Origin of the sequence: Floridaenema evergladense BLCC-F167 (assembly GCF_041929205.2) — a bacterium.
GTDB classification, from domain to species: Bacteria; Cyanobacteriota; Cyanobacteriia; order Cyanobacteriales; family Aerosakkonemataceae; genus Floridanema; species Floridanema evergladense.
On record NZ_CM171625.1, the window covers coordinates 1255854 to 1275823 of the forward strand.

18 protein-coding genes are annotated in these 19970 nt (G+C 39.8%); 13 read left to right on the top strand and 5 right to left on the bottom strand.

Translation table 11 applies throughout. The features are described 5' to 3' along the window. Positions 1-5 precede the first annotated feature (5 nt). From ACE1CA_RS05825 to ACE1CA_RS05855, 7 genes are all read left to right on the top strand, one after another. A complete protein-coding gene (locus ACE1CA_RS05825; protein WP_413278485.1) occupies positions 6-1757 on the top strand; it encodes a SulP family inorganic anion transporter in 1752 nt (583 codons plus the stop codon). Positions 1758-1850: 93 nt separating this feature from the next. Further along, the gene (gene petC / locus ACE1CA_RS05830; protein WP_413278484.1) at positions 1851-2384 is read left to right on the top strand and encodes a cytochrome b6-f complex iron-sulfur subunit; all 534 of its coding nucleotides are present in this window, start codon (positions 1851-1853) and stop codon (positions 2382-2384) included. 47 nt (positions 2385-2431) lie between these two features. Continuing rightward, a complete protein-coding gene (locus tag ACE1CA_RS05835; RefSeq protein WP_486517675.1) occupies positions 2432-2863 on the top strand; it encodes a protein tyrosine phosphatase family protein in 432 nt (143 codons plus the stop codon). Between the two features lie 23 nt (positions 2864-2886). Further along, positions 2887-3285, top strand: a complete 399-nt coding sequence (locus tag ACE1CA_RS05840; protein WP_413278482.1) for a NifB/NifX family molybdenum-iron cluster-binding protein — start codon at positions 2887-2889, stop codon at positions 3283-3285. Positions 3286-3402: 117 nt separating this feature from the next. Beyond that, a complete protein-coding gene (locus tag ACE1CA_RS05845; protein ID WP_413278481.1) occupies positions 3403-4395 on the top strand; it encodes an NAD(P)/FAD-dependent oxidoreductase in 993 nt (330 codons plus the stop codon). 20 nt (positions 4396-4415) lie between these two features. Then, the gene (locus ACE1CA_RS05850; RefSeq protein WP_413278480.1) at positions 4416-4895 is read left to right on the top strand and encodes a rhodanese-like domain-containing protein; all 480 of its coding nucleotides are present in this window, start codon (positions 4416-4418) and stop codon (positions 4893-4895) included. A 39-nt stretch (positions 4896-4934) separates the two neighbouring features. Beyond that, positions 4935-5477 carry a DUF3122 domain-containing protein gene (locus tag ACE1CA_RS05855; protein ID WP_413278479.1) on the top strand — a complete coding sequence of 181 codons (543 nt, stop codon included), beginning with the start codon at positions 4935-4937 and terminating at the stop codon, positions 5475-5477. Between the two features lie 11 nt (positions 5478-5488). Here ACE1CA_RS05855 and ACE1CA_RS05860 read toward each other — a convergent pair whose 3' ends face one another. Continuing rightward, positions 5489-6586: an NAD(P)H-dependent flavin oxidoreductase gene (locus tag ACE1CA_RS05860; protein ID WP_413278478.1), complete on the bottom strand. Its 1098-nt coding sequence runs from the start codon at positions 6584-6586 to the stop codon at positions 5489-5491. 369 nt (positions 6587-6955) lie between these two features. Between ACE1CA_RS05860 and ACE1CA_RS05865 the strand changes: the two genes are divergently transcribed. The 6 genes from ACE1CA_RS05865 to ACE1CA_RS05890 all read left to right on the top strand — a co-directional run bounded on the left by ACE1CA_RS05865 (position 6956) and on the right by ACE1CA_RS05890 (position 14185). Further along, positions 6956-7663, top strand: a complete 708-nt coding sequence (locus ACE1CA_RS05865; protein ID WP_413278477.1) for a 4Fe-4S dicluster domain-containing protein — start codon at positions 6956-6958, stop codon at positions 7661-7663. Positions 7664-7675: 12 nt separating this feature from the next. Next, positions 7676-8722, top strand: a complete 1047-nt coding sequence (locus ACE1CA_RS05870) for a heterodisulfide reductase-related iron-sulfur binding cluster (protein WP_413278476.1) — start codon at positions 7676-7678, stop codon at positions 8720-8722. A 109-nt stretch (positions 8723-8831) separates the two neighbouring features. Then, a complete protein-coding gene (locus tag ACE1CA_RS05875; protein ID WP_413278475.1) occupies positions 8832-9899 on the top strand; it encodes an FAD-dependent oxidoreductase in 1068 nt (355 codons plus the stop codon). A gap of 11 nt (positions 9900-9910) precedes the next feature. Next, positions 9911-10492: a 4Fe-4S dicluster domain-containing protein gene (locus ACE1CA_RS05880; protein ID WP_413278474.1), complete on the top strand. Its 582-nt coding sequence runs from the start codon at positions 9911-9913 to the stop codon at positions 10490-10492. Then, positions 10489-11355, top strand: coding sequence for a CoB--CoM heterodisulfide reductase iron-sulfur subunit B family protein (locus ACE1CA_RS05885; RefSeq protein ID WP_413278473.1), 867 nt, complete (start codon positions 10489-10491; stop codon positions 11353-11355). The genes ACE1CA_RS05880 and ACE1CA_RS05885 overlap by 4 nt, the downstream gene beginning before the upstream one ends. Before the next feature lie 139 nt (positions 11356-11494). After that, a complete protein-coding gene (locus ACE1CA_RS05890) occupies positions 11495-14185 on the top strand; it encodes an AAA-type ATPase lid domain-containing protein (RefSeq protein WP_413278472.1) in 2691 nt (896 codons plus the stop codon). 47 nt (positions 14186-14232) lie between these two features. On the opposite strand, the gene ACE1CA_RS05895 is transcribed toward ACE1CA_RS05890, so the two are convergent. From ACE1CA_RS05895 to ACE1CA_RS05910, 4 genes are all read right to left on the bottom strand, one after another. Next, entirely contained in the window at positions 14233-15516 is a 1284-nt protein-coding gene (locus ACE1CA_RS05895; RefSeq protein ID WP_486517676.1) for an NAD(P)/FAD-dependent oxidoreductase, read from the bottom strand. A gap of 142 nt (positions 15517-15658) precedes the next feature. Beyond that, a complete protein-coding gene (locus ACE1CA_RS05900; RefSeq protein ID WP_413278470.1) occupies positions 15659-16057 on the bottom strand; it encodes an ArsR/SmtB family transcription factor in 399 nt (132 codons plus the stop codon). Between the two features lie 343 nt (positions 16058-16400). Next, the gene (locus tag ACE1CA_RS05905; protein WP_413278469.1) at positions 16401-18647 is read right to left on the bottom strand and encodes a S8 family peptidase; all 2247 of its coding nucleotides are present in this window, start codon (positions 18645-18647) and stop codon (positions 16401-16403) included. Positions 18648-18891: 244 nt separating this feature from the next. Continuing rightward, positions 18892-19770, bottom strand: coding sequence for a LynF/TruF/PatF family peptide O-prenyltransferase (locus tag ACE1CA_RS05910; RefSeq protein WP_413278468.1), 879 nt, complete (start codon positions 19768-19770; stop codon positions 18892-18894). Between the last annotated feature and the right edge of the window lie 200 nt (positions 19771-19970).

The following is a 19970-nucleotide window of genomic DNA, read 5'->3' on the forward strand; positions in this document are numbered from 1 at the left end:
AGACAATGATTGTACGATCGCAACAGCAAAAATGGTTGGATAACTGGAGTCGATTTGTTCCGATTTTAGATTGGGGTTTACACTATCAACGCGAATATTTAGCTGGAGATTTAACAGCTGGAATTGTTGTTGGTACTGTCTTGATTCCGCAAGCAATGGCTTATGCTTTATTAGCAGGTTTACCACCTCAAATCGGGTTATATGCTAGTATTTTGCCACCAATAGTTTATGCGTTTCTTGGCACTAGTCGTCTGATTTCAGTTGCTCCAGTAGCATTGGATTCATTGATGGTTGGTGCGGCAATTGCTCCCTTGGCAGCTGAAAATACGCCTCAATATTTGGGGTTAGCATTATTGCTGGCATTAATGATTGGTGCGATCGACATTTTAATGGGTGTCTTTCGGTTAGGATTTTTAGTAAATTTTCTCAGCCAAGCGGTAATTTCTGGTTTTATTAGTGCAGCTGCGATCGTTATTGCCTTTAGCCAAGTTAAACATTTATTAGGGTTAAAAATTCCCCAAACCGAATCTTTTCCTCAATTACTAACTTATCTGATCCAAGGAATTACAGCAATTAATTGGGCTACGTTAACTTTGGGTACTGTCAGCATTTTAATGTTGATTTACTTGCCAAAATGGTTGGGGAAGTACCTGAAAAAATTAGGATTTATTGAATTTACAATAATGCCAATTACTAAAAGTGCGCCACTTCTCCTAGTAATTGTCAGTTCGCTGCTAGTTTGGTTTTTTCACCTAGATAGAATTGCGGGAATAAAAGTTGTTGGTAAGATTCCTCAAGGCTTACCTTCTTTAACCTTTCCTAATCTTGATGGAAATACGATTAATATGTTAATGCCTGCTGCTGTTGCCATCAGCTTTGTAGGTTTCATGGAAGCATATTCAGTTGGTAAATTTTTGGCTAGTAAGCGACGGCAAAAAGTTGAGGCAAATCAAGAATTTATTGCTTTAGGGGTAGCAAATATTAGCGCAGCTTTCACTGGAGGTTATCCAGTTGCTGGAGGCGTGAGTCGATCGGGTGTGAACTTTTCTGCTGGTGCTAATACTCCTTTAGCTTCAATAATTACGGCATTAATTGTTGCGCTTACAGTCATGTTTTTAACGCCGCTATTTTATTTCTTACCTCAAGCTTGTTTGGCGGCAATTATTGTGATCGCTGTGAGCAAACTTCTAGATATTGCTACCTTGAAACGCTTATGGATTTACAATAAAGCTGATGGTATTGCTTGGATAGCAGCATTTCTTGCCGTCCTAATAACTAGCGTAGAAAAAGGTATTTTGTTCGGTGCTGCTGTATCAATCTTATTGCATCTGTGGCGTACTAGTAAACCGCATATTGCAGTTGTAGGTAGAGTAGGAAATACTGAACATTTTCGTAATGTTTTGCGCCATGATGTTAAAACTTGCCCTCATGTTTTAGCCGTCAGGGTCGATGCCAGTCTTTACTTTGTCAATACCAAATATCTAGAAGATTACTTGATCCAAGCAGTAAGCGATCGCCCAGAGGTAAAGCATTTAGTACTGGTTTGTAGTGCAGTTAATTCGATCGATGGTAGCGCTTTGGAAACGCTAAAAAGTTTGATTCTTGACTTAAAAACTAGGGAAATTGAATTTTATATGTCTGAAGTCAAAGGGCCAGTAATGGATGGATTGCTAAAAGTTGGGTTCATAGATGAATTAGGAAAAGACCATATTTTCCTAACTACCGATCGAGCAATGCGAACTTTGGAATGTGTTTGATATTTCATATTCAGAATAGGCAAGTTTCATAACGCACTGACAAATAATTCTCGTTGTTGTTTTTTTGAATCAAAAATTAAAGGATAATTCACAATGAATAATAGTTTTCCCCTCGAAAATCCTTCTATGTCGCGTCGTCAGTTGCTAAATTTTCTGACTGGTGCTGTCGTCGCCTCTACTGCTTCTGCTGCACTTTATCCAGTTGTAAAATATTTTATTCCACCAACAGAAAGTAGCGAAGGCGGAGCAATTTTGGCTAAAGATATATTAGGAAATCTCATTCCTGCGAGCCAAATTTTAGCAGAACCAGCTGGAACTCGCGCTTTAGTTGCTGGTTTAGCTGGCGAACCTACTTACTTAATTGTGAAACCAGACGGCGCGATCGACAATATCGGAATTGTTGATAATTGTACCCATTTAGGTTGCACATTTCCTTGGAATGAAATCGACCAACAATTTCAATGTCCTTGTCACGGTTCTCGCTACAGTGCTGATGGTTCTGTGGTACGCGGACCAGCACCTCTCCCCCTCAAATTAGTTCACATTGCAGTCAAAGACAATGCAATTTTGATTTCACCTTGGACAGAAATAGACCCTCGTACTGGGGAAACTCCTTGGTGGGTTTAAATCAAATTAAACCGGAAATTAAACAGCAATTTATGAGGATAAAATCGATGTTTCAAAGCGTAACTGAATCTCTTGCTATTGGTAATCTTGTCTCTCCAGAAGAACTCAAGGAAATTTCCCAAAAAGGTTATCAAACAATTATTGACTTATGTACTGCTAGTGAAGGCAATCAACTAAATGCAGAAGAAGTCAAACAATTGGGGTTTGAATATATTAGCGTACCAATCGATCGCTTAAACCTCACACCTCAAACTTTGCCAAGTTTTATGCAAGCTCTTGATACTGCTAAAAAGCCAATTTATACTCGCTGTGCATCAGGTTTACGAGCCGGAGTAATGACCCTATTAGCTTTAGCAAATCGCCAAAATTGGACGGAACCACAGTATTTAGAAAAACGGCAAGCTTTTGGACTGGAACACAAGCCTAATTGTCCGTTAGAAGCATTCGCTCACGAATATTTTATCACCGCAAAAGTTTAAGTTTAATCGGAGGATAATTGACGATGAAAATTGCACTAGCAAGCCAAAATAAAACCACAATCACCCAACACGCCGGACACTGCCAAAAATTTTGGATTTATGAAACTAAGGAATCAGAGATAATTGATAAAAAGCTGTTGGAATTATCTCGTGAAACCTCTTTTCATAATAGTTCTCCCCACGCACCCCATCCTTTAGATGAAGTACAAGTTTTGATTGCTGGGGGAATGGGACGCGGTTTGGCGCAACGATTGGAACGCAAAGGAATTGAAGCTGTTATCACTGAAGAAACCGATTTAGATAAAGCGGTAAGTGCTTATCTTGATGGTTCTTTGGTGAGAGGTAAACCGGAATGTCACGAACACGAACATGAAGAAAAACATCAGCATCAACAAGGACACGAATGCGAAAATGCCAGTTAATTTTTAATTTAACTGGTAATAAGAGCAAAGGATGAATTAGACTAGTAGGGGGATTTTCCCCCTATATAAACTACAAATAAATATTAGTTTTTGCAACGATCGGGAATTAATTAAATTATGCAACTATCTAAAAGCAATTTTCAAGAAAAACTAAACCAAGTCTACGATGCGATCGTCATTGGTGGTGGTGCAGGTGGACTTTCATCTGGTATTTACTTACAGCGCTATCGCCTGAACAGTTTGATTATTGATAAAGGCAAAGCCAGGTCTTTTTGGATGCAAGAATTACACAATTATTTAGGGTTGCCACCAGACACTCCGGGTCGAGTTTTGCTGCAACGGGGAAAGGAACACTACGACAGTTTAAATGGAGATTTTCTCAATGGTTTTGTTGAGGAAGTTATTGATGAGGGAGAAACCTTTGCAGTGCGGGTAAAAGTAGGTCGGCAAAATAGTATTGAGGCAATATTTCGAGCCAAATACTTAATAGCTGCCAGCGGAATTATCGATTATTTACCACCTTTGGATGATATGCGGAATGTTTATCAGTATGCGGGTTATAATTTGCACGTTTGTATGGTGTGCGACGGCTATGAAATGACCGATAAAAAGTGTGGTTTCTTTGCGGGGAGTGAAGCGGCAATTGAGGAAATGGTGTTTAATTTAAGTTGGTTTACGCCCTATATTATAATCTTTACTCATGGAGTGTTTTCTGTTAGTGAGTCTCTAAAAACTAAATTGCGAGAACATGGTTATCCGCTGATAGAGACACCAATCAAACAATTTCTAGGTCAACGTCACCAAATGACAGGAGTTGAGTTAGCAGATGGCTCGGTAATAGAGTTAGAAACTGGCTTAATTTCAATGGGTTCTCGTTATCACAATACCTATCTGAAGGAAATTAACCTAGAACTAAAAGGCGGCAATTTAGTTACAGATAAAATGTGCCGTACCTCTCATCCTAGAATTTTCGCGATCGGGGATTTAAAAGTAGGATTAAATCAAGTTATCATCGCCGCAGGAGATGGCGCTTTAGCAGCTACGGCAATTTGGCGAGAAATTCGTCGCGTAGCAGGAGCAAGACCTTGGGTAGAAAATCTACCTATATAAAACTATCATTATCAAACAAAATGCGAAAATTTTTCCTGACCTTATGTTTGGGATTATCACTTTTGATTTTCCCTTTCTGTCTTATCACTTCTCTGCCAGCAATGGCGGCTGTAAATTCCGAAATGGTGAAATCAGAGGTTGATTTACAGGGAGCGATCGATAGTTTTTTGACATCTCTTCCAAAAGATTATTACACGGTGATGAAGATAGATACTCTGAAAAATATTGTCAAAAAAGATAATGCTTTTTTAATTGATGTCAGACAACCTTCTGAATATGCTTCTGGACATATTCCCAATGCTATTAATATTCCCTTGCAAACCTTAACCACCCATCTCGATAAAATTCCCAAAAATCGTCCTGTAATCCTTTATTGTACAACTGGTTATCGATCGGCATTGGGAGTAATGAGTTTGCGAATATTAGGATATACTAACATCCGGGCTTTTCCTCCTAGCATCCAAGGTTGGAAAGCCGCTGGAGAAACTTTAGAAAAATAGGATGTAATGATGCCACTTACTAAAAAAGAGGAATACTTAATGAGCAGATATCGGGTCAGAAAAATATTTTCCTATTTACTATTGCAAGGAACTTTAGTATTAACTATATTACTAGGGTTAGGAATAGTAAACATTGCCGATGCAGCTGCTACAATTCGCCAAATAGAAGAAGCACCGGGACAAGTAGTTTATCAATCCCGACAAACCCTTGCAGATCAACACGGAAATACTTGGCAAGCGATCGCTTTCAAACGCATTCGTTCTAATGGTAAAAGCAGTTTAGAACTGCGTTTAGTTGCCTTTCCAGGGATAGCAAAAATCGACCATACTAAACCATTATTGTTGACTAATTCGCTGGGTAAAACGCTGACTGCTACTGATGTTTCCCAGACTATTTTTACCGATCCTAGCAATCCCGAACTTAACGTTGCACAGTATGAAATACAGCCTTTATTACCGCAGTTGCAGGCAGAAATTCCCCTCAAATTGACAATACCAACCTTGGACGGTGAAGCAATTAATTTATTCCTGCCATCATCTTTTGTCCAAGATTGGCAAACTCTTTTTTCTCAAATAAGCTAACCGCCGATCGCCTAAAATTGCACTAACTGTGCCATTAATTCGGCAACAGGCATGATGCGATCGGCCCTTCCTGCATTACTACCGGAAAAAACTAAACCATTTTCCACATCCCCCCGCGATGCCTTATCCAATGCCCGTACAATGCAGTAAAGTTCTCCCGCATCTCGGCAACGACAAACTTGAAGGCAGTTTAACAAACACCCTTTTTCATTAGGAGAAGAACCCGACATCACTTTTTCTACAAATGGATTTCGCAGCGCTCGTCCCGGTAGCCCCACTGGACTAGAAATCAGCATTACATCTTCAGGTCGGGCGTGCAAGTGGAATTCTTTATAACGTAGGTCGGCATCACATTCATCTGTGGTGATAAAGCGAGTGCCGATTTGTACTCCACTCGCCCCTAACTGTAGCATCTTCACGATATCCGTGCGATCCCAGACACCGCCTGCTGCAATCACCGGGATTGGTTGACCAAGTTCCCGCTGCAAATAATTTACCAGTTCAGGAATTACCTGTTCTGCTTCCAATGCTGGATCGTTCAGTTCTTCGTACTTAGCACCTAAATGTCCACCTGCGGTATTGGGATTTTCTACCACGAAGGCATCCGGTAGTCGTTTGTACTTTTGCTCCCATTTGCGGCAAATAATCTTAGCTGCACGGGTAGTGGAAACGATCGGCACTAACGCCACTTCTGGATATTCTGTTGTGTATTCTGGCAACTGAAGCGGCAAACCTGCACCGGAAATGATTAAGTTTACGCCCTGTTGCGCTGCTGTGCGAACCAAAGTTTCATAATCTTTTGCCGCTACCATCACATTCACGCCGATGATCCCATCAGGACTGAGTTCACGGGCTTTGTTGAGTTCGTCAATCAGTGCCAGTCGATTCGCTGCAAAAAACTGTTCTCGTCTGAGTCGGACGTTGGGTTCGGTGATGTCGAAGTAGGGGGAGTTTAGCCCCAATCCAACGGCTGAGATTACCCCGATTCCTCCCGCATTGGCAACAGCAGCGGCGAGATTAGATCCAGAAATGCGGATACCCATCCCTCCCTGAATAATGGGGTAACGGGCGATGTGTTGACCGATTTGTAATGAAGGTAATGTTTGCATAAGTTCTTTGTGTTGAGAAACTCTAGCTGATTCGGCTGATAAATATTTTCGATCGCTGATGAAGCAGTCACTTTAGCCGCTCTAGCTAGAGTATAAATACTTTTAGTTAATTTTACTACTATATAGTCAATTGATTATAAATATAATAAGTACAATCTCTCAAGTGGTAATCAAAGCAATCAAAACCCTATAAACACTAATCAATTGCCTTTCCTCCGTCAACATTTTGGGAAAAATACTGAGTATTTTTGCTTAGTTATTTCTAAAAAAAAAGGTTAAAACTTTAATTGACAATATAACTAAATGGTTATATTATAAATTTATAAACAAACAGCCTAACCCAGAGGCTCAAATAACGAGATATACGCTATGGGTAAATTATTTAACGAGCTTAAACAAGACCTTTTGTACCAACATGGCATGAATGCCTGCCTAAACTGCGGTGTATGCACAGCAGTTTGTCCAGCCGCAGAATTTTATGATTACTCTCCCAGAGAGGTCATGAACATTTGCCACTCAGAGGACGACAATTTAATTGAAGAGTTACTCAAGTCAGACAAAATTTGGTTTTGTGGGCAATGTTTTTCCTGTAAAACTAGATGTCCGAGAGGCAACAGTACCGCTTCAGTAATTCTGGCTTTGCGCCGACTTTCCGTGCGTTACGGTTACTTTGCTGAATCAGAAAAAGGCAGACAACAGTTATTTGCCAAGCGAGTATTTGGGGAAAATATGTTAAAACGAGGCTATACCTTGTTAGCAGAAAATATCACTCCGGCACATTTTCCTGAACTTGGTGAAAACTGGGAATACTATTACGAACATAGAGAAGAAATGCGCCAGTGGTGGGATGTGCCGATGAATCTGGAAAATAGCCCTGGTTCGCATCGAGTTATTCCCGAAAAAGACATGGAAGAATTGCGGGCAATTTATCAAGTTACGGGTGCGATCGATCTAATGGAAGCCGTAGAAAAAGGCATGGAAAAGAAACTCGGCAGCAAAGAAGAAGTGGAAAAATACTGGCAAAACTGGTTAGAAACTGCTGATAGTAGAAACTACGAAATTAAAGAAAACAAATAAGGAGAAAAATTCATGAGAGTAGCCAGAGAAAATATAGCATGGGAAAGACATCAAAAGCAGGTTCCAACCGTAGATGATGAAGGCGGAAAACTGTGGGGTTGCTTCCGCAGTTGTTTTCTCCAAAGTGCCGCACCATATACCGAAGGCATCGCCTATAAAATTTTAAAAAATGATTTGGGAATGGATTTACGAGAAGCACCAGGACATACTTCTTGTGGTGCGATCGGTTATCACGGAGATGTATCAAACTTAGAAACTCAAATGGTAGTTGCAGCCAGAAATTTTTCAGTTGCACATCACGAATTAGGTGTAGAAAATCTCTTTTCATTCTGTGTCACTTCTTTTGCTAATTACACAGAAATGATCAAACTTTGGGAAGAAGAACCAGAGTTAAGAGAATATACCGAAAAAACTTTAAAAGAAACTACTGGGCGAGAATTTTGGATTCCTCATGTTTCTGGTGGTAGACCTTCTGTTGTTCATGCTTCTGACGTATTTTTTGCCAATCGGTATAAGTTAGCAGAAAAAGCAAAATATAGCTTGAAAGGTATCAAAGCAGTCGATCACATTGGATGCCACTACGGTAAAATTTTTCCAGGTGAAGCAATGGGTGGTGCAGAATTTCCTCAAGTTTTAGTAGGATTATTAGAAGCTTTCGGTGCGGAAATTGTTGATTATCCAGAACGCAGACATTGCTGCGGTATGGGTTTTCGGCAATGTGCGTTTCCTGAAAACAGAGACTATACCGCAAGTAGCGTTTACAAGAAAATGAAAAGTCTCAAAGAAGCACACCCAGATTGTAACTTAATTCTTACCAATTGTCCGGGATGTACAGTATTTTTGGATGCTGAACAAGGAACAATTAAAGAAGTTTTGGAAGAAGAATTTAATGTTAGTATTTTGGATTACGCACAATTGACCGGGTTAATGTTAGGATATGACCCCTTCAAAGATTGTGGATTGAATGCCAAAGTCGTTCCGATCGAGCCTTTGCTAGATAAAATTGGCATTCCTTATGACAAATCCAAGACTGCCGAAGAACGCAGAAGACCATTTTAAAAAGGCAGAAGGCAAAAGAAGGAAACATTTGCATTCCTTACTTTTGCAATAGTTTAATTCAGAATTTCATCATTTAAGTTACACAAAATCAACCTTAAAGGTAAGAAAAATGGACAAAAAAGTAGTGGTAATTGGTGGTGGTCCTGCGGGAATGGCAGCAGCAGGAAGATTGCAAGACTTTGGATATGATGTGGTTTTGATTGAGAAAAAAGCTGAAGTTGGGGGACATTTAAATAAGTGGTATAAAGTATTTCCTGACTTTACTGATGCTTCAGAAATTATCACTAACTTGAAGCAAGGTTTGGGCAAAACAAGAATTTTAAATAATGCAACAGTAACTCAAATTTCTGGATCAGTACCTAATTTCCAAGTAACTGTATCAACAGGTGAAAAAATCAACGCAATGGCGATTTTAGTAGCAACTGGATTTAAACATTTCGATGCTGCATTTAAAGAAGAATATGGATATGGAATTTATGACAATTGCATCACTTCTGTAGAATTAGATGCAATGTTAAAGGCGCAAAGTGTGAAAACTAGAAATGGGAAAGCGCCGAAGAAAGTGGCGATGGTGCATTGTGTTGGTTCTCGTGATGAGAAGGTAAATAATAATTACTGTTCGCGAGTTTGTTGTACTAATGCGATTAAAGTTGCGATCGAAATTAAAGAGCAAAATCCCGACTGTGAAATTTACTGCCTTTACATGGATATTCGCGTGTTTGGTCGTGGTTATGAGGAACTTTATCGCACATCGCAAGAAAAGTTTGGAGTGCAGTTTATTCGCGGTCGCCTTTCGGAAGCTGGCGAAAAAAATGATGGCAGTTTACTGTTACGTTTAGAAGATACTTTGACAGCAAAACCAATGCGGTTAAGTGTCGATCTTTTAGTATTAATGGTAGGAATGGAAGGTAATTCTGAGTTAGCTGAGGTTGCAGGTTTAAGTGTAGGTTGCGATCGCTTTTACACCACTGCACATCAACAATATTCAAATAATGCTTCTGCCAGAGAAGGGATTTTTCTAGCGGGTACGGCAACGGGGCCAAAAGCAATTGTAGAATCAATTACTGATGGCAGGTCAGCAGCAGCAGAAATTGCAGGTTTTTTAGCTTGCAATCAAGTTTTTAAATCATCTTTAAATGGTCAGATGGTAACAGAAATAGCAGCTTTAGTTAAGTAAGGTTGAAAGTAATGGCAGCTAAAAAATTTTTATTTGGTCTTAAGGTCGATCGCCAACTCGACGGCGATAAAATGAATCGAGAATTTCTCGATAAAGTAATAGCAGAAGGTGGCGAAGGTGCGGCGATCGCAAGTTGTATGCAGTGCGGTACTTGTAGCGGTGGTTGCACCAATATTGACCGGATGGATATGTCACCTAGAACCCTAGTTTTAATGGTACAAAGAGGCGAATGGGAAAAGGTCATTAAAAGTAACTCTTTGTGGTTATGTACATCCTGTTATACCTGCACTTCTCGGTGTCCGCGTGGGGTGCGTCCTTCCGATGTGATTGAGGCGGTTAAGGCGATCGCAATTCGTCAAGGAATCGAAAATGATTCTACTAAATTCAATCAAATATTTGTCGAATTAGTTCAGAAACGAGGCATCCTCTTTGAACCAGAATTAATGCAGAAATATGGCGGTTTACAAGCCATGCTTGAACAAGCAGAATTGGGAATAAAATTAGCTCTGAAAGGCAAGATTTCGCCCTTTCCTGCCAAAGTCAAAGACCCCAAAAAATTTAGCGAAGCATTAGAAAAGGCAGGCAAAAAATGAAATATTCTTACTATCCAGGATGTAGCCTTCATACTACTGCTAAAGAGTTCGATATTTCGACTAAAGTAGTAATGGAAGAATTGGGAATTGAGCTAAGAGAATTAGAAGATTGGTCTTGTTGTGGAGGTTCGGTTGCAGCTGGAGTTTCTCACGATGTTGGCATGGCTTTAGCTGCTAGAAATGTCGCTTTAGCACAAAAGCAAAACCTCGATCTTTTAACATCTTGTTCCGGTTGCTATAACAAATCAGCAAGAGCTTTAAAAGCATTAGATAACGAGGCTGAAAAAGAGCGAATCACCGCAATTCTTTCCGAAATGGGAGTATCAGTTTCTGACTACAACATTAGAGTAAGAAATGTAGTGGATGTTTTGGCTAATGATGTAGATATCGCTAGCCGAATCAAGAACCCTCTAACAGGTTTAAAAGTTGCTTGTTACTATGGTTGTTTGTTGACTAAACCAGCAGATATTACGGGTTGGGATTCTCCGGTTTTTCCGATGTCAATGGATAAATTATCACAAATTTGTGGAGCGGAAGTTGTTGATTTTCGATCGAAAACTAAATGTTGTGGTGGCCCAATTTTGGTAGCGAAGCAAGATGTTGCTTTTGATTTGACGAAAAACCTGTTAGATGAAGCAAAATCTTTGGGTGCAGATTGCATTGTTTTGGCTTGTCCGTTGTGTGCAACTAACCTGGAACTAAGGCAACCAGATATTGAGAAGAAGTACAATGTTTCTTACAATTTACCAATTCTCTATATCACTGAAATTATTGGATTGGCTTTAGGAATTAAACCAGGGAAATTAGGAATTAATAAGCATATTGTTTCACCCAAATCTGTTTTAAGCAAATTAGGGCTTTGAGATTTCTGTTAAATGTGGGGCAATTCATGAATTGCCCCTACATTTCTTAACAAATACCTGAAAAATTTTCAGGTATAATAAAGGCGAAAGAGCCAGAATTTGTAAATCTTTACTTGCTTAATTGGGGGGAACTGGCCTTATGAACTCTGTTTTATCATTGCCAAAATTCCCAAATCAACCTTTACCGCTACAAGTCGATGTCATTGAAGAACAGGTAATTGCAGAGTACAGCAGTTGGCTGGGCAGTCAAGAAATTTGGGGAAGCTTGCCAGCAAACGTTAGGGAAGCGATCGCACGCTCGTTGCATAGCTTTCAAGTAGAGCCAGAAACCCCCATTTATCAACAAGGACAAACTCCTATTGGGCTATACTTACTGAAGTTGGGAAAGGTAGAAATCTGCCAACAATCACCTATTGGTAAATTATCAATTCGCGATCGCAATCCAGGCGATTTATTTGGCTATACGTTGGTTGCTAGTTCCGATCGAGGAACTTATCATAGCAGCGCGATCGCAATTACAGCCAGCGAAATATTATTTCTACCCCAAATAAAGTTTTTAGAACTGGTGACAGACTATCCGGCAATTCAACAAGTACTCCATTCTTTGTTGATGCAAGATTTAGATAATTTTGCCAGTCGTATCGCTTGGGAAGAAGAACGAATTCGAGGTTTACAACCTTATATTCAACCTATTCCCATTAAAGAAACCATTCTCGGTAATAGCAAAGCTACCCAAAAACTGACGCAACAAATTAACGAAGCAGCATCTAACCTCAAACCTATAGTTTTTCAAGCGCAACCCGGAACAGGAAAAACTTTTTTAGCAGGATTAATTCACCTTCGTTCTGAATTAGCAGATCAACCTTTTGCCGAATTAGATTGTGCTGAATTACCTCGCACAATCGATGGTAAACTTAATACCGATCTGTTGTTCGGAAGAATAGATAAGCAACCCGGTATTTTAGAATTATTAGAACGGGGAACTTTGTTGCTTGATAATGTTCAGGTGTTGAGTGAAGGCGATCGCACTCGCTTAATACACTACCTGAAAACAGGTTTAATTCTCCCCAATCATGGCATATTAGAAAACCATCAATTATCAAGCGAACCACCTCAATCAATTCAATCTTGGGTACGTTTAATCTTTGCTTCTCCCAACAAACTAATATTTTCTGATATTGATATTATTTCAATTAAACTATTTACTTTACCCCAACGCAAAGCAGACATCCCCGACTTTGCCAATTACTTTCTCGATCGATTTTGTCGCGAACAAAATCGCTCCTTACTACAACTCGATCGCTCAAATTTACGTCGTTTAATTAGTTACGAATATCCCGGCAATTTAGCAGAATTGGCAGAAATATTGCACCGAGCAGTAATTATGACTCCGATCGGGCAATCTGTCATCCCGGAACAAGTTTTGTGGTCTGTACAATCTACTAAAAATGCCTTTCGCATCGACTTACTTACTCACATTCCCTGGTTACGAAAAATTTTCTTAAATCGTTGGTATCCAGAAGGTATTTGGATAGTAATGATGGCAATCTTTCTACCAATTACAACCTTGGGATTTATCGGTTCCCAATCAAGAGATAGCAGTATTACTCTCAATTTATTTTGGGCTTGGTGGTGGCCCGGTTATCTATTTTTATTTGCTTTTGTTGGGCGACTCTGGTGTGCAGTTTGCCCTTTTATGATTACGGGTGAATGGATACGCCGTTTTTCTCTGTGGCTATTTCCTCGTCAGCAATTAACCTGGAATACTCAATGGTTAAATCGTTGGGGAGCTTGGGTATTATTTGCTGGATTTGTAATAATTTATCTGTGGGAAAAGCTGTGGGATTTGCCGCATCATGCCTATCTTTCGGCTTGGTTATTAATAGCAATAACTGCCGGAGCAGTAATTTTTAGTTTGATTTACGAACGTCGGCTTTGGTGTCGCTATCTCTGTCCGATCGGTGGCATGAATGGAATGTTTGCTAAACTGTCAATGATTGAATTGCGATCGACACAGCAAGTTTGCGCTAGTCAATGCAGCACTTTTGGTTGTTACAAAGGTAGTGAAGAAACTCCGCTTAACTTTGCCGATGCGCTACCAAATGAAGGACAAGCAACAAGCGGTTGTCCTCTTTATTCCCATCCTGCACAACTGCAAGATAACCGAGATTGTATGCTCTGCATGACCTGTTTGAAAACTTGTCCAAATCGATCGGCACAGTTAAATTTGCGCTTTCCCGCATCCGATTTATTAGATAATCATCGAGGCTTTTGGGCAGAAGCAGCGCTATTATTGCTCTTATTCGGTGGCGTATTTATGCACCATTCCCAGACCATTTTAAATTGGCTAGGATGGAAAAATGTGCCTGTAGATGCGGAGCATTTACTAACTAGTTTACCGCTCGCTTTAGCATTACTAAGTATTCCGGCAATATTAACTTATATAACTCATGCGATCGCTCGATTTTTCGATCCACAACAACCCAATTACCTAACAATTATTTACGCCTATCTTCCCTTTGCCCTAGCTGCTAATTTAGCACACTATATTCCCGATGCTATTACCGAAGCAGGGCAAATTCTCCCTATATTTGCTCGTTCTTTCGGATATAGTAGAGCAGGATTACTAACACTAACCTGGAGTTTAGACGTAGCTCAATTTCTCCAAGGTGTAACACTACTCTCGGCAATGGTTTTCAGTCCTTACCCGCTATTAAGAATTACCAAATCAGGTAATAAAGTAACTGCGATACAAAGATTTCTAAGTAATCTGCCTCACTTCTTACTAATGGCTGGATTGACAATTTTGCTTTTTAAAATAATGATTTAGGGTTTGCTTTTAAGAACGGCTTTAACTCAGATCTTGTTATCCATTAGTTATTCTGATATGGAATCGCAATTTTTCAGTAGTGATAATCCGAATAAAATTTGTAAGCCCAAAATTTCAAACCAAGGCAACCCCCATCCTAACTTCATCTTAAGAAGGAAATATTTTTCAAATGCTGCTTTTGCCCAGTTAACCCAACGTCCTTGTAAAGCATAAGCATAACGCCGTTTACCTGTTTTTGCATCTGGTAATACGGGTGCTGCAACATAAATAATGCCTGTATCACCGAATTCTGCAAAACAAATTGCTTCCAACGTAGGAGTTTTTAAATTATCTGCGATCGCACCTAAACTGACACCAATATTATGTGTTACTGCTAATCCCATTGCTTCTGTCATTTGTCCAGTTTTCGGTAATCCTAACCCACAATCTTGTTTAGTTTCCGGCAATGCTACGCTCACTCCAAGAGCATAAACTGAAGAAAATTGTGGATGTTCGTAAGTAGGTAATACGGGAATAAACCCTTTTTTATTACCCAATTTAGGTACTTTTTCAATAAACTTTACTCCTCGAAAAGCTGGCAAAATCATGGCATACTCAAAGGGAATTTTGCGCCCGTCAGCTAATGCGATCGTCTGGGCATCAACAGAAATAATTTCAGCGTTAGTTGCTATTTCAATCCCTCTTTTTCTTACTAAAGTTTCGGTTAACTCTCTAGAATTACTTAACCCATCTAAACCTAAATGTCCCAGATAAGGTTCTGGCGTGACAAAAGTAATCGATACTTTATCCCGCAAACCTCTGCGTCGCAACTCCCATTCTGCCATTAATAAAAACTCGTAAGCTGGCCCAAAACAACTAACCCCTGCCATTGCTCCTACCACCAAATGACCAGGATTTTCTAAGAATTTTAGCCAAGCTGTTCTTGCCTCTAAAGCATGATTTGGCGAGCAAACAGAGTGTGTATAACCTCCTTCTGGCCCAAGTCCTGGTACCGCATCAAAAGCAAAGGAAGCACCTGGGGCGATCGCGACATGATCGTAATCAACTATCTGCTTTTCATCAACTGTAATTTGTTTAGTTTCCGGATCAAAAGCTGTAACCTTTCCTAATATCCATTCAATTCCATACCGCTTGGTTAATTTAACCAAGTCTAATTGAATATTTTCTAGCTCGTTAAGGTTTAATGCTACTCGGATTAACCCAGGAATAAAAGTAAATTGGGGGCGATCGCAAATTAATATCACCTGATGCTCTTTTGGTAGCAGATGTCGCAGTTCGTAAGCAGTAGGAAGTCCCCCTAGCCCCCCACCAATCACAATCACTTTCGCCATATTTTTTATTTCCTCCTTCTGCGCGATGGCAAGCATAGTAGCAAGCTACCATCCTCAATTGGGTAAGGGTTATTTTGAATACCAAAAACTTTACTTTGAATAAAGTTTGTATAGCTTATCCAACAGAAAAACGCTATATAATTCATTGCAAAACTTTAAATTGTTTTAGTTGCTGGTTTTGCTTTTCTAGTTGGGACAGTAGAGACTCACATACTAAATCGCATAGTTCAAATAGAAAAGGATTAGCTATTTCATAATAAACGCTCACTCCCACCTGAGTACGAGCTACAATTCCTGCTTGAGCCAACAGCTTTAAATGCTTGGACACATTAGCTTGCCCCAAACTAGTTTCCTCTATAATCTGAGTAACGTTTTTCGCTCCAGATTTAAGGCAGCAAACAATTTGTAATCGGCTGACTTCTGATAAAACTTTGAAAAATTCAGCTATATACGCCAACACAGCTGGAGACATCTGGGAAGTTCTAGATTCTTCAGAAGGCTGTGTTGCTAAAGGTAACTTCTTTAAGGATGTTCTGGTCATACAAATTAGTAGAGCTTACACAAGTTATAATATTCTTACTTGATCATATAGCTAAATAGTACCCAAAAACACGATAAATAGCGATTTTCTTCCTTGTAACTTACGACTGCTGTACAGTGCCACTTTACTGGCTTAAATATTCTCAGCCGTTGCCAGGTTTCTACACAAAAATAAAGTTGTATACTGAACAAATGCCTTATGTTGCTTTGTCAGTGCGTAGGCGATAGTCGAGTAAGCCATCGCCACTACCAAATACAATGCGATCGCTATTGTGAGGCTGTCGATCGAGCGTACACAGTGAAAATCTTTGATATCCAGTGCGATCGCTTGATATTGACTTTTGTTATTTTGGTACAGACCAAGAACGAACTTCGCCCAAAGTTACGGGGATTCTGTCGCTCACATCAACTGTAAACCGATAAACTTTCTTTGCCCTCCGACCATTTTCGGGATCGAAAAACTTTAATATTACATCCCAACAATCACTATTAATCCGACAAAACGGGCTTTTTTCGACTTCAATAGTATCTAGTTGCATTCCTGTAGAAACTGCTCCCGCAAAGCTAGAAGCTGCTTGGAAAGCATTAGTTACTGAGAAATTCAAGGCCCGATCTTTGGAAGTTTGCCCTAAATTTTGGAAGTCAAAATAAACGCGATTTAAGAAACTAGTCAAAGATCTTCGCATCGCTATTTCATCAGCTTGCGGTGCTTGGGAACTGACAGTTTCTAAAGCAGCTTCCACTAAATTATTGATTTTCCAGCCGTACATTCCTCTAGGATTTGTTAGGGTAATTACGGGGATTTCTTGACCGGAAAATAGTTTGACAGTTCGATCGGTTAATCGCGCCGGAATACTAACTCTTTCGATAAAATCATCGCTATCTTCCGGTTGAATTTGTCCATCTAACATTAAGATCAAAGTTTCGTAAATATCAGCCGCAAAACTACTTACAGGTTCTAAAGCATAAACCGGAGTCAATTCTTGGTTCAAAGTCCAAATTAAAGCTTTACCTTCAGCCGGGTTTCCTAATAAATAATCAACCATTTGACGGGCATCATAAGGATTAGCCGGAATCATTATGCCGTCAATTTCCACTGCTGGCATTAACTGTTTAAAAGTGTCGCGTCTCGCTTCGTCGCCGAAGTCGTAACATATAGTTCCCAAAGCATAGACGAGTTTTGATGCTGCACTTGCGGTAATATTAGCAACGGTGACATTAGATGATTGCATTGTACCATTAGCCTGGGAATCAATTCCCAGGCTAATAGCTAAAGTCCGTTGAAACGGGCTGTTAATTGAGTTTTCAACTAATGTTTTTTCTTCAGAGTTGCTGACATTAATGCCTGAAAGAGATAGACTTTCAAGCGAATTTTCAGTCCTCTTTAGAGGAGTTTCGCTATTAGCCCGGAAATTGATTTCCGGGCGGGAGATGTTCGCAGCCGTTAGCATATTGCTTGCTAAATTGATTTCCGGGCGGGATATACTCGCAGCCGTTACCCTATTATCTATCAAATTAATTTCCGGGTGAATTGTGCTAGAAGGTTGAATACTGGTTAATGATTCTCCAGTTAATAACTGAAATGCGCCGGGAATATTCAACTTACCCATTAAACAGCGTTCCGGTTCTTCTACTTCTTCGGGGTCGCAAGGAATGGCACTATTTAAAATAGCTTGGCGTACTGCTTCGGCGTTGGGTTGTTCCCCTCTTTGCAGTTGCATACTCATTAATAAAGCGGAAATTGCGGTGACAATAGGTGCAGCGCAACTGGTACCTTTTTCGCGGATGGGTTCGTCGGTTCCTGGTACTGCGCCTAAGATGTTTTCCCCGTTTGCCATTACGCCTTTTTGTTGATAATCTCCGCCATAATTGCTAAATTTAAACGGTTGTCCGTCATCGCGCATGGCACCGACAGTGAGAACGCCGGGAAGAATGGCGGGAATGCACCAACATTCGCCTTTGTCGTTGCCACCAGGAGCGACTATTAATATGTTATTGTCTTGGCATTGTTTGACGGCACGGGCAAATAATTCATGGGATATTCCGGTTTGGGTGGGTTGACAGGCGGCGATGTGGATGATGTTTGCGCCTGCTTTTAAGGCTTCGTTGATGGCGTGGGTGAGATTGATTGGCGAGATGAAGTCATCGCCTGCGTAGGAAATGGGAATGTTGATGACTGTGCAATAGGGGGCAATGCCAGAAACAGGTGAACCATGTTGTCCTAAGATGATACTGGCAATATGCGTGGCGTGACTTGATAAATCTATGCGTTGTCTAATCGCTTCGGGGAACTGGGCAAAAAAGGCTTCTCTTTCTTTTTTGGCTTCGTCTTTGTCGTGGTCTGGGTCTGCTTCTTTTTTGGCTTTTTGTTGTTGGTTAAATTCGGTGGCTAATTGCAAATAATAATAATATTCGTCGTTCAGTTCAATATCTTCTGACCAATAGGGTTTAAATTGGCTAATGTTTGCGCCTTTAAAGCAAGCGCGTTCTAAGTCGGCTGCACCGTCTAGGATGGCGATTTTAATGCGGGGGTCGCCTTTGGTGCGTGTCCAAAATTGGGGGATTCCAGGGATGGTGATTAAGTCGGGCATTTTGGGATTTTAGTTAAGTGCTTAGTCAGGAATTGATTTTACAGAAATTTTTCTAGGATTAAGGATAAAATTTGTAACTCAATTAGGATTGTTCTTGTTGGAGCATCCACTCTAAAAATGCTAAAATTCTCTCAAATGGGGGCAAAGAGTAAATGGTCAAATCAATTCTCACTATATTGGAGATACTCGGCAAAGCTGGCAAATCGAGGTTTGACGTTTAACATCAGATTTACTCCATTGAAAATTAATCACTTTTGCTCATCTGATAATACAGGTTTAGATTCTCTATTTTTCCAACTAATAGCTCTTGTTCCCGTAATCCAACAATTGTTCCGTGTACAGGTTGTTTTCGATAATAAGCGTGAACTCGGTTGGCTAAATCGTTATGTAAATTAGCAATAAAATTGTTTGGATCGTTTGTTCGATAATAGAGAATTTTTTCTGGGTTGGCTTGGCTAAAACCGATGATTAATGACCAACAGTTATCTAAGAGTTGCAAAGCTTTAGGGGATAAAACTTTCTTTAGCTTATTCTGAACATCAAATTGTTTAAATTTTTCCTCGTTAATCTTGGGATAAACCTCAATTTCAGTACCACCTTTGAAATCAAAGTCAAAACCAATTACTACAGAATCATCAATTAATAACATTTCTAATTCTTTGGGTGGATGACATAGAGAAATTGCTGTGGCTAATTTTTGGGGATAATCTTTAATTACAAACCAAAATTTCAAACGAGAAGCACTGAATTCTTTTCTTAAATCTACGCCTACTAATATCTGAACAACTTTACTAAAATTAAAGTCATTGCCAACAAATTGCTGAATAAGGCGATAATTTATCTTTACATCAGCCCGTGATTCTGCTTGCTCAAAAAAGTGAATGGCTGCCTGATAATGCTGAGAAGTAGGTTGATTGCGAAATAAATTAAACCGCGCCGGATAAAGTTTATCTTTTTCAATCTTACAAGAACATTCCAATCCCCAGTTTGTTGCTTGTTCTTGTACAAATTGCTCGAAAATATCTAGCGGATAGAGATAGTCAACGTCAAAAACCTGTTTGTGTTGATTGATGTAATATAAATTTTTTTGACTGCCTATAAAGATATTATCCGAAGTAATCATCTGCGAAATTCCTTATGCCAAGAAAACGCCGTAATTTAAAAGCTGGATATTCTTATCATATTACCATTCGTTGCAACAACCGCGAGTTTAAGTTAGCGGCTCTCCCGTACTTGTGGTGGAAAACCCTGGTTTTAGGGACTGGGGACTGGGGACTAGGGACTGGGAAACCTTGTGGATTAAGCACTTTGCTAATTAATTAG

Excerpts from the sequence above, each read along its gene's own strand:
- ACE1CA_RS05825 (WP_413278485.1), top strand. The coding sequence starts at position 6 with ATGATTGTACGATCGCAACAGCAAAAATGGTTGGATAACTGGAGTCGA.
- petC (WP_413278484.1), top strand. The coding sequence starts at position 1,851 with ATGAATAATAGTTTTCCCCTCGAAAATCCTTCTATGTCGCGTCGTCAG.
- ACE1CA_RS05835 (WP_486517675.1), top strand. The coding sequence starts at position 2,432 with ATGTTTCAAAGCGTAACTGAATCTCTTGCTATTGGTAATCTTGTCTCT.
- ACE1CA_RS05840 (WP_413278482.1), top strand. The coding sequence starts at position 2,887 with ATGAAAATTGCACTAGCAAGCCAAAATAAAACCACAATCACCCAACAC.
- ACE1CA_RS05845 (WP_413278481.1), top strand. The coding sequence starts at position 3,403 with ATGCAACTATCTAAAAGCAATTTTCAAGAAAAACTAAACCAAGTCTAC.
- ACE1CA_RS05850 (WP_413278480.1), top strand. The coding sequence starts at position 4,416 with ATGCGAAAATTTTTCCTGACCTTATGTTTGGGATTATCACTTTTGATT.
- ACE1CA_RS05855 (WP_413278479.1), top strand. The coding sequence starts at position 4,935 with ATGAGCAGATATCGGGTCAGAAAAATATTTTCCTATTTACTATTGCAA.
- ACE1CA_RS05860 (WP_413278478.1), bottom strand. The coding sequence starts at position 6,586 with ATGCAAACATTACCTTCATTACAAATCGGTCAACACATCGCCCGTTAC.
- ACE1CA_RS05865 (WP_413278477.1), top strand. The coding sequence starts at position 6,956 with ATGGGTAAATTATTTAACGAGCTTAAACAAGACCTTTTGTACCAACAT.
- ACE1CA_RS05870 (WP_413278476.1), top strand. The coding sequence starts at position 7,676 with ATGAGAGTAGCCAGAGAAAATATAGCATGGGAAAGACATCAAAAGCAG.
- ACE1CA_RS05875 (WP_413278475.1), top strand. The coding sequence starts at position 8,832 with ATGGACAAAAAAGTAGTGGTAATTGGTGGTGGTCCTGCGGGAATGGCA.
- ACE1CA_RS05880 (WP_413278474.1), top strand. The coding sequence starts at position 9,911 with ATGGCAGCTAAAAAATTTTTATTTGGTCTTAAGGTCGATCGCCAACTC.
- ACE1CA_RS05885 (WP_413278473.1), top strand. The coding sequence starts at position 10,489 with ATGAAATATTCTTACTATCCAGGATGTAGCCTTCATACTACTGCTAAA.
- ACE1CA_RS05890 (WP_413278472.1), top strand. The coding sequence starts at position 11,495 with ATGAACTCTGTTTTATCATTGCCAAAATTCCCAAATCAACCTTTACCG.
- ACE1CA_RS05895 (WP_486517676.1), bottom strand. The coding sequence starts at position 15,516 with ATGGCGAAAGTGATTGTGATTGGTGGGGGGCTAGGGGGACTTCCTACT.
- ACE1CA_RS05900 (WP_413278470.1), bottom strand. The coding sequence starts at position 16,057 with ATGACCAGAACATCCTTAAAGAAGTTACCTTTAGCAACACAGCCTTCT.
- ACE1CA_RS05905 (WP_413278469.1), bottom strand. The coding sequence starts at position 18,647 with ATGCCCGACTTAATCACCATCCCTGGAATCCCCCAATTTTGGACACGC.
- ACE1CA_RS05910 (WP_413278468.1), bottom strand. The coding sequence starts at position 19,770 with ATGATTACTTCGGATAATATCTTTATAGGCAGTCAAAAAAATTTATAT.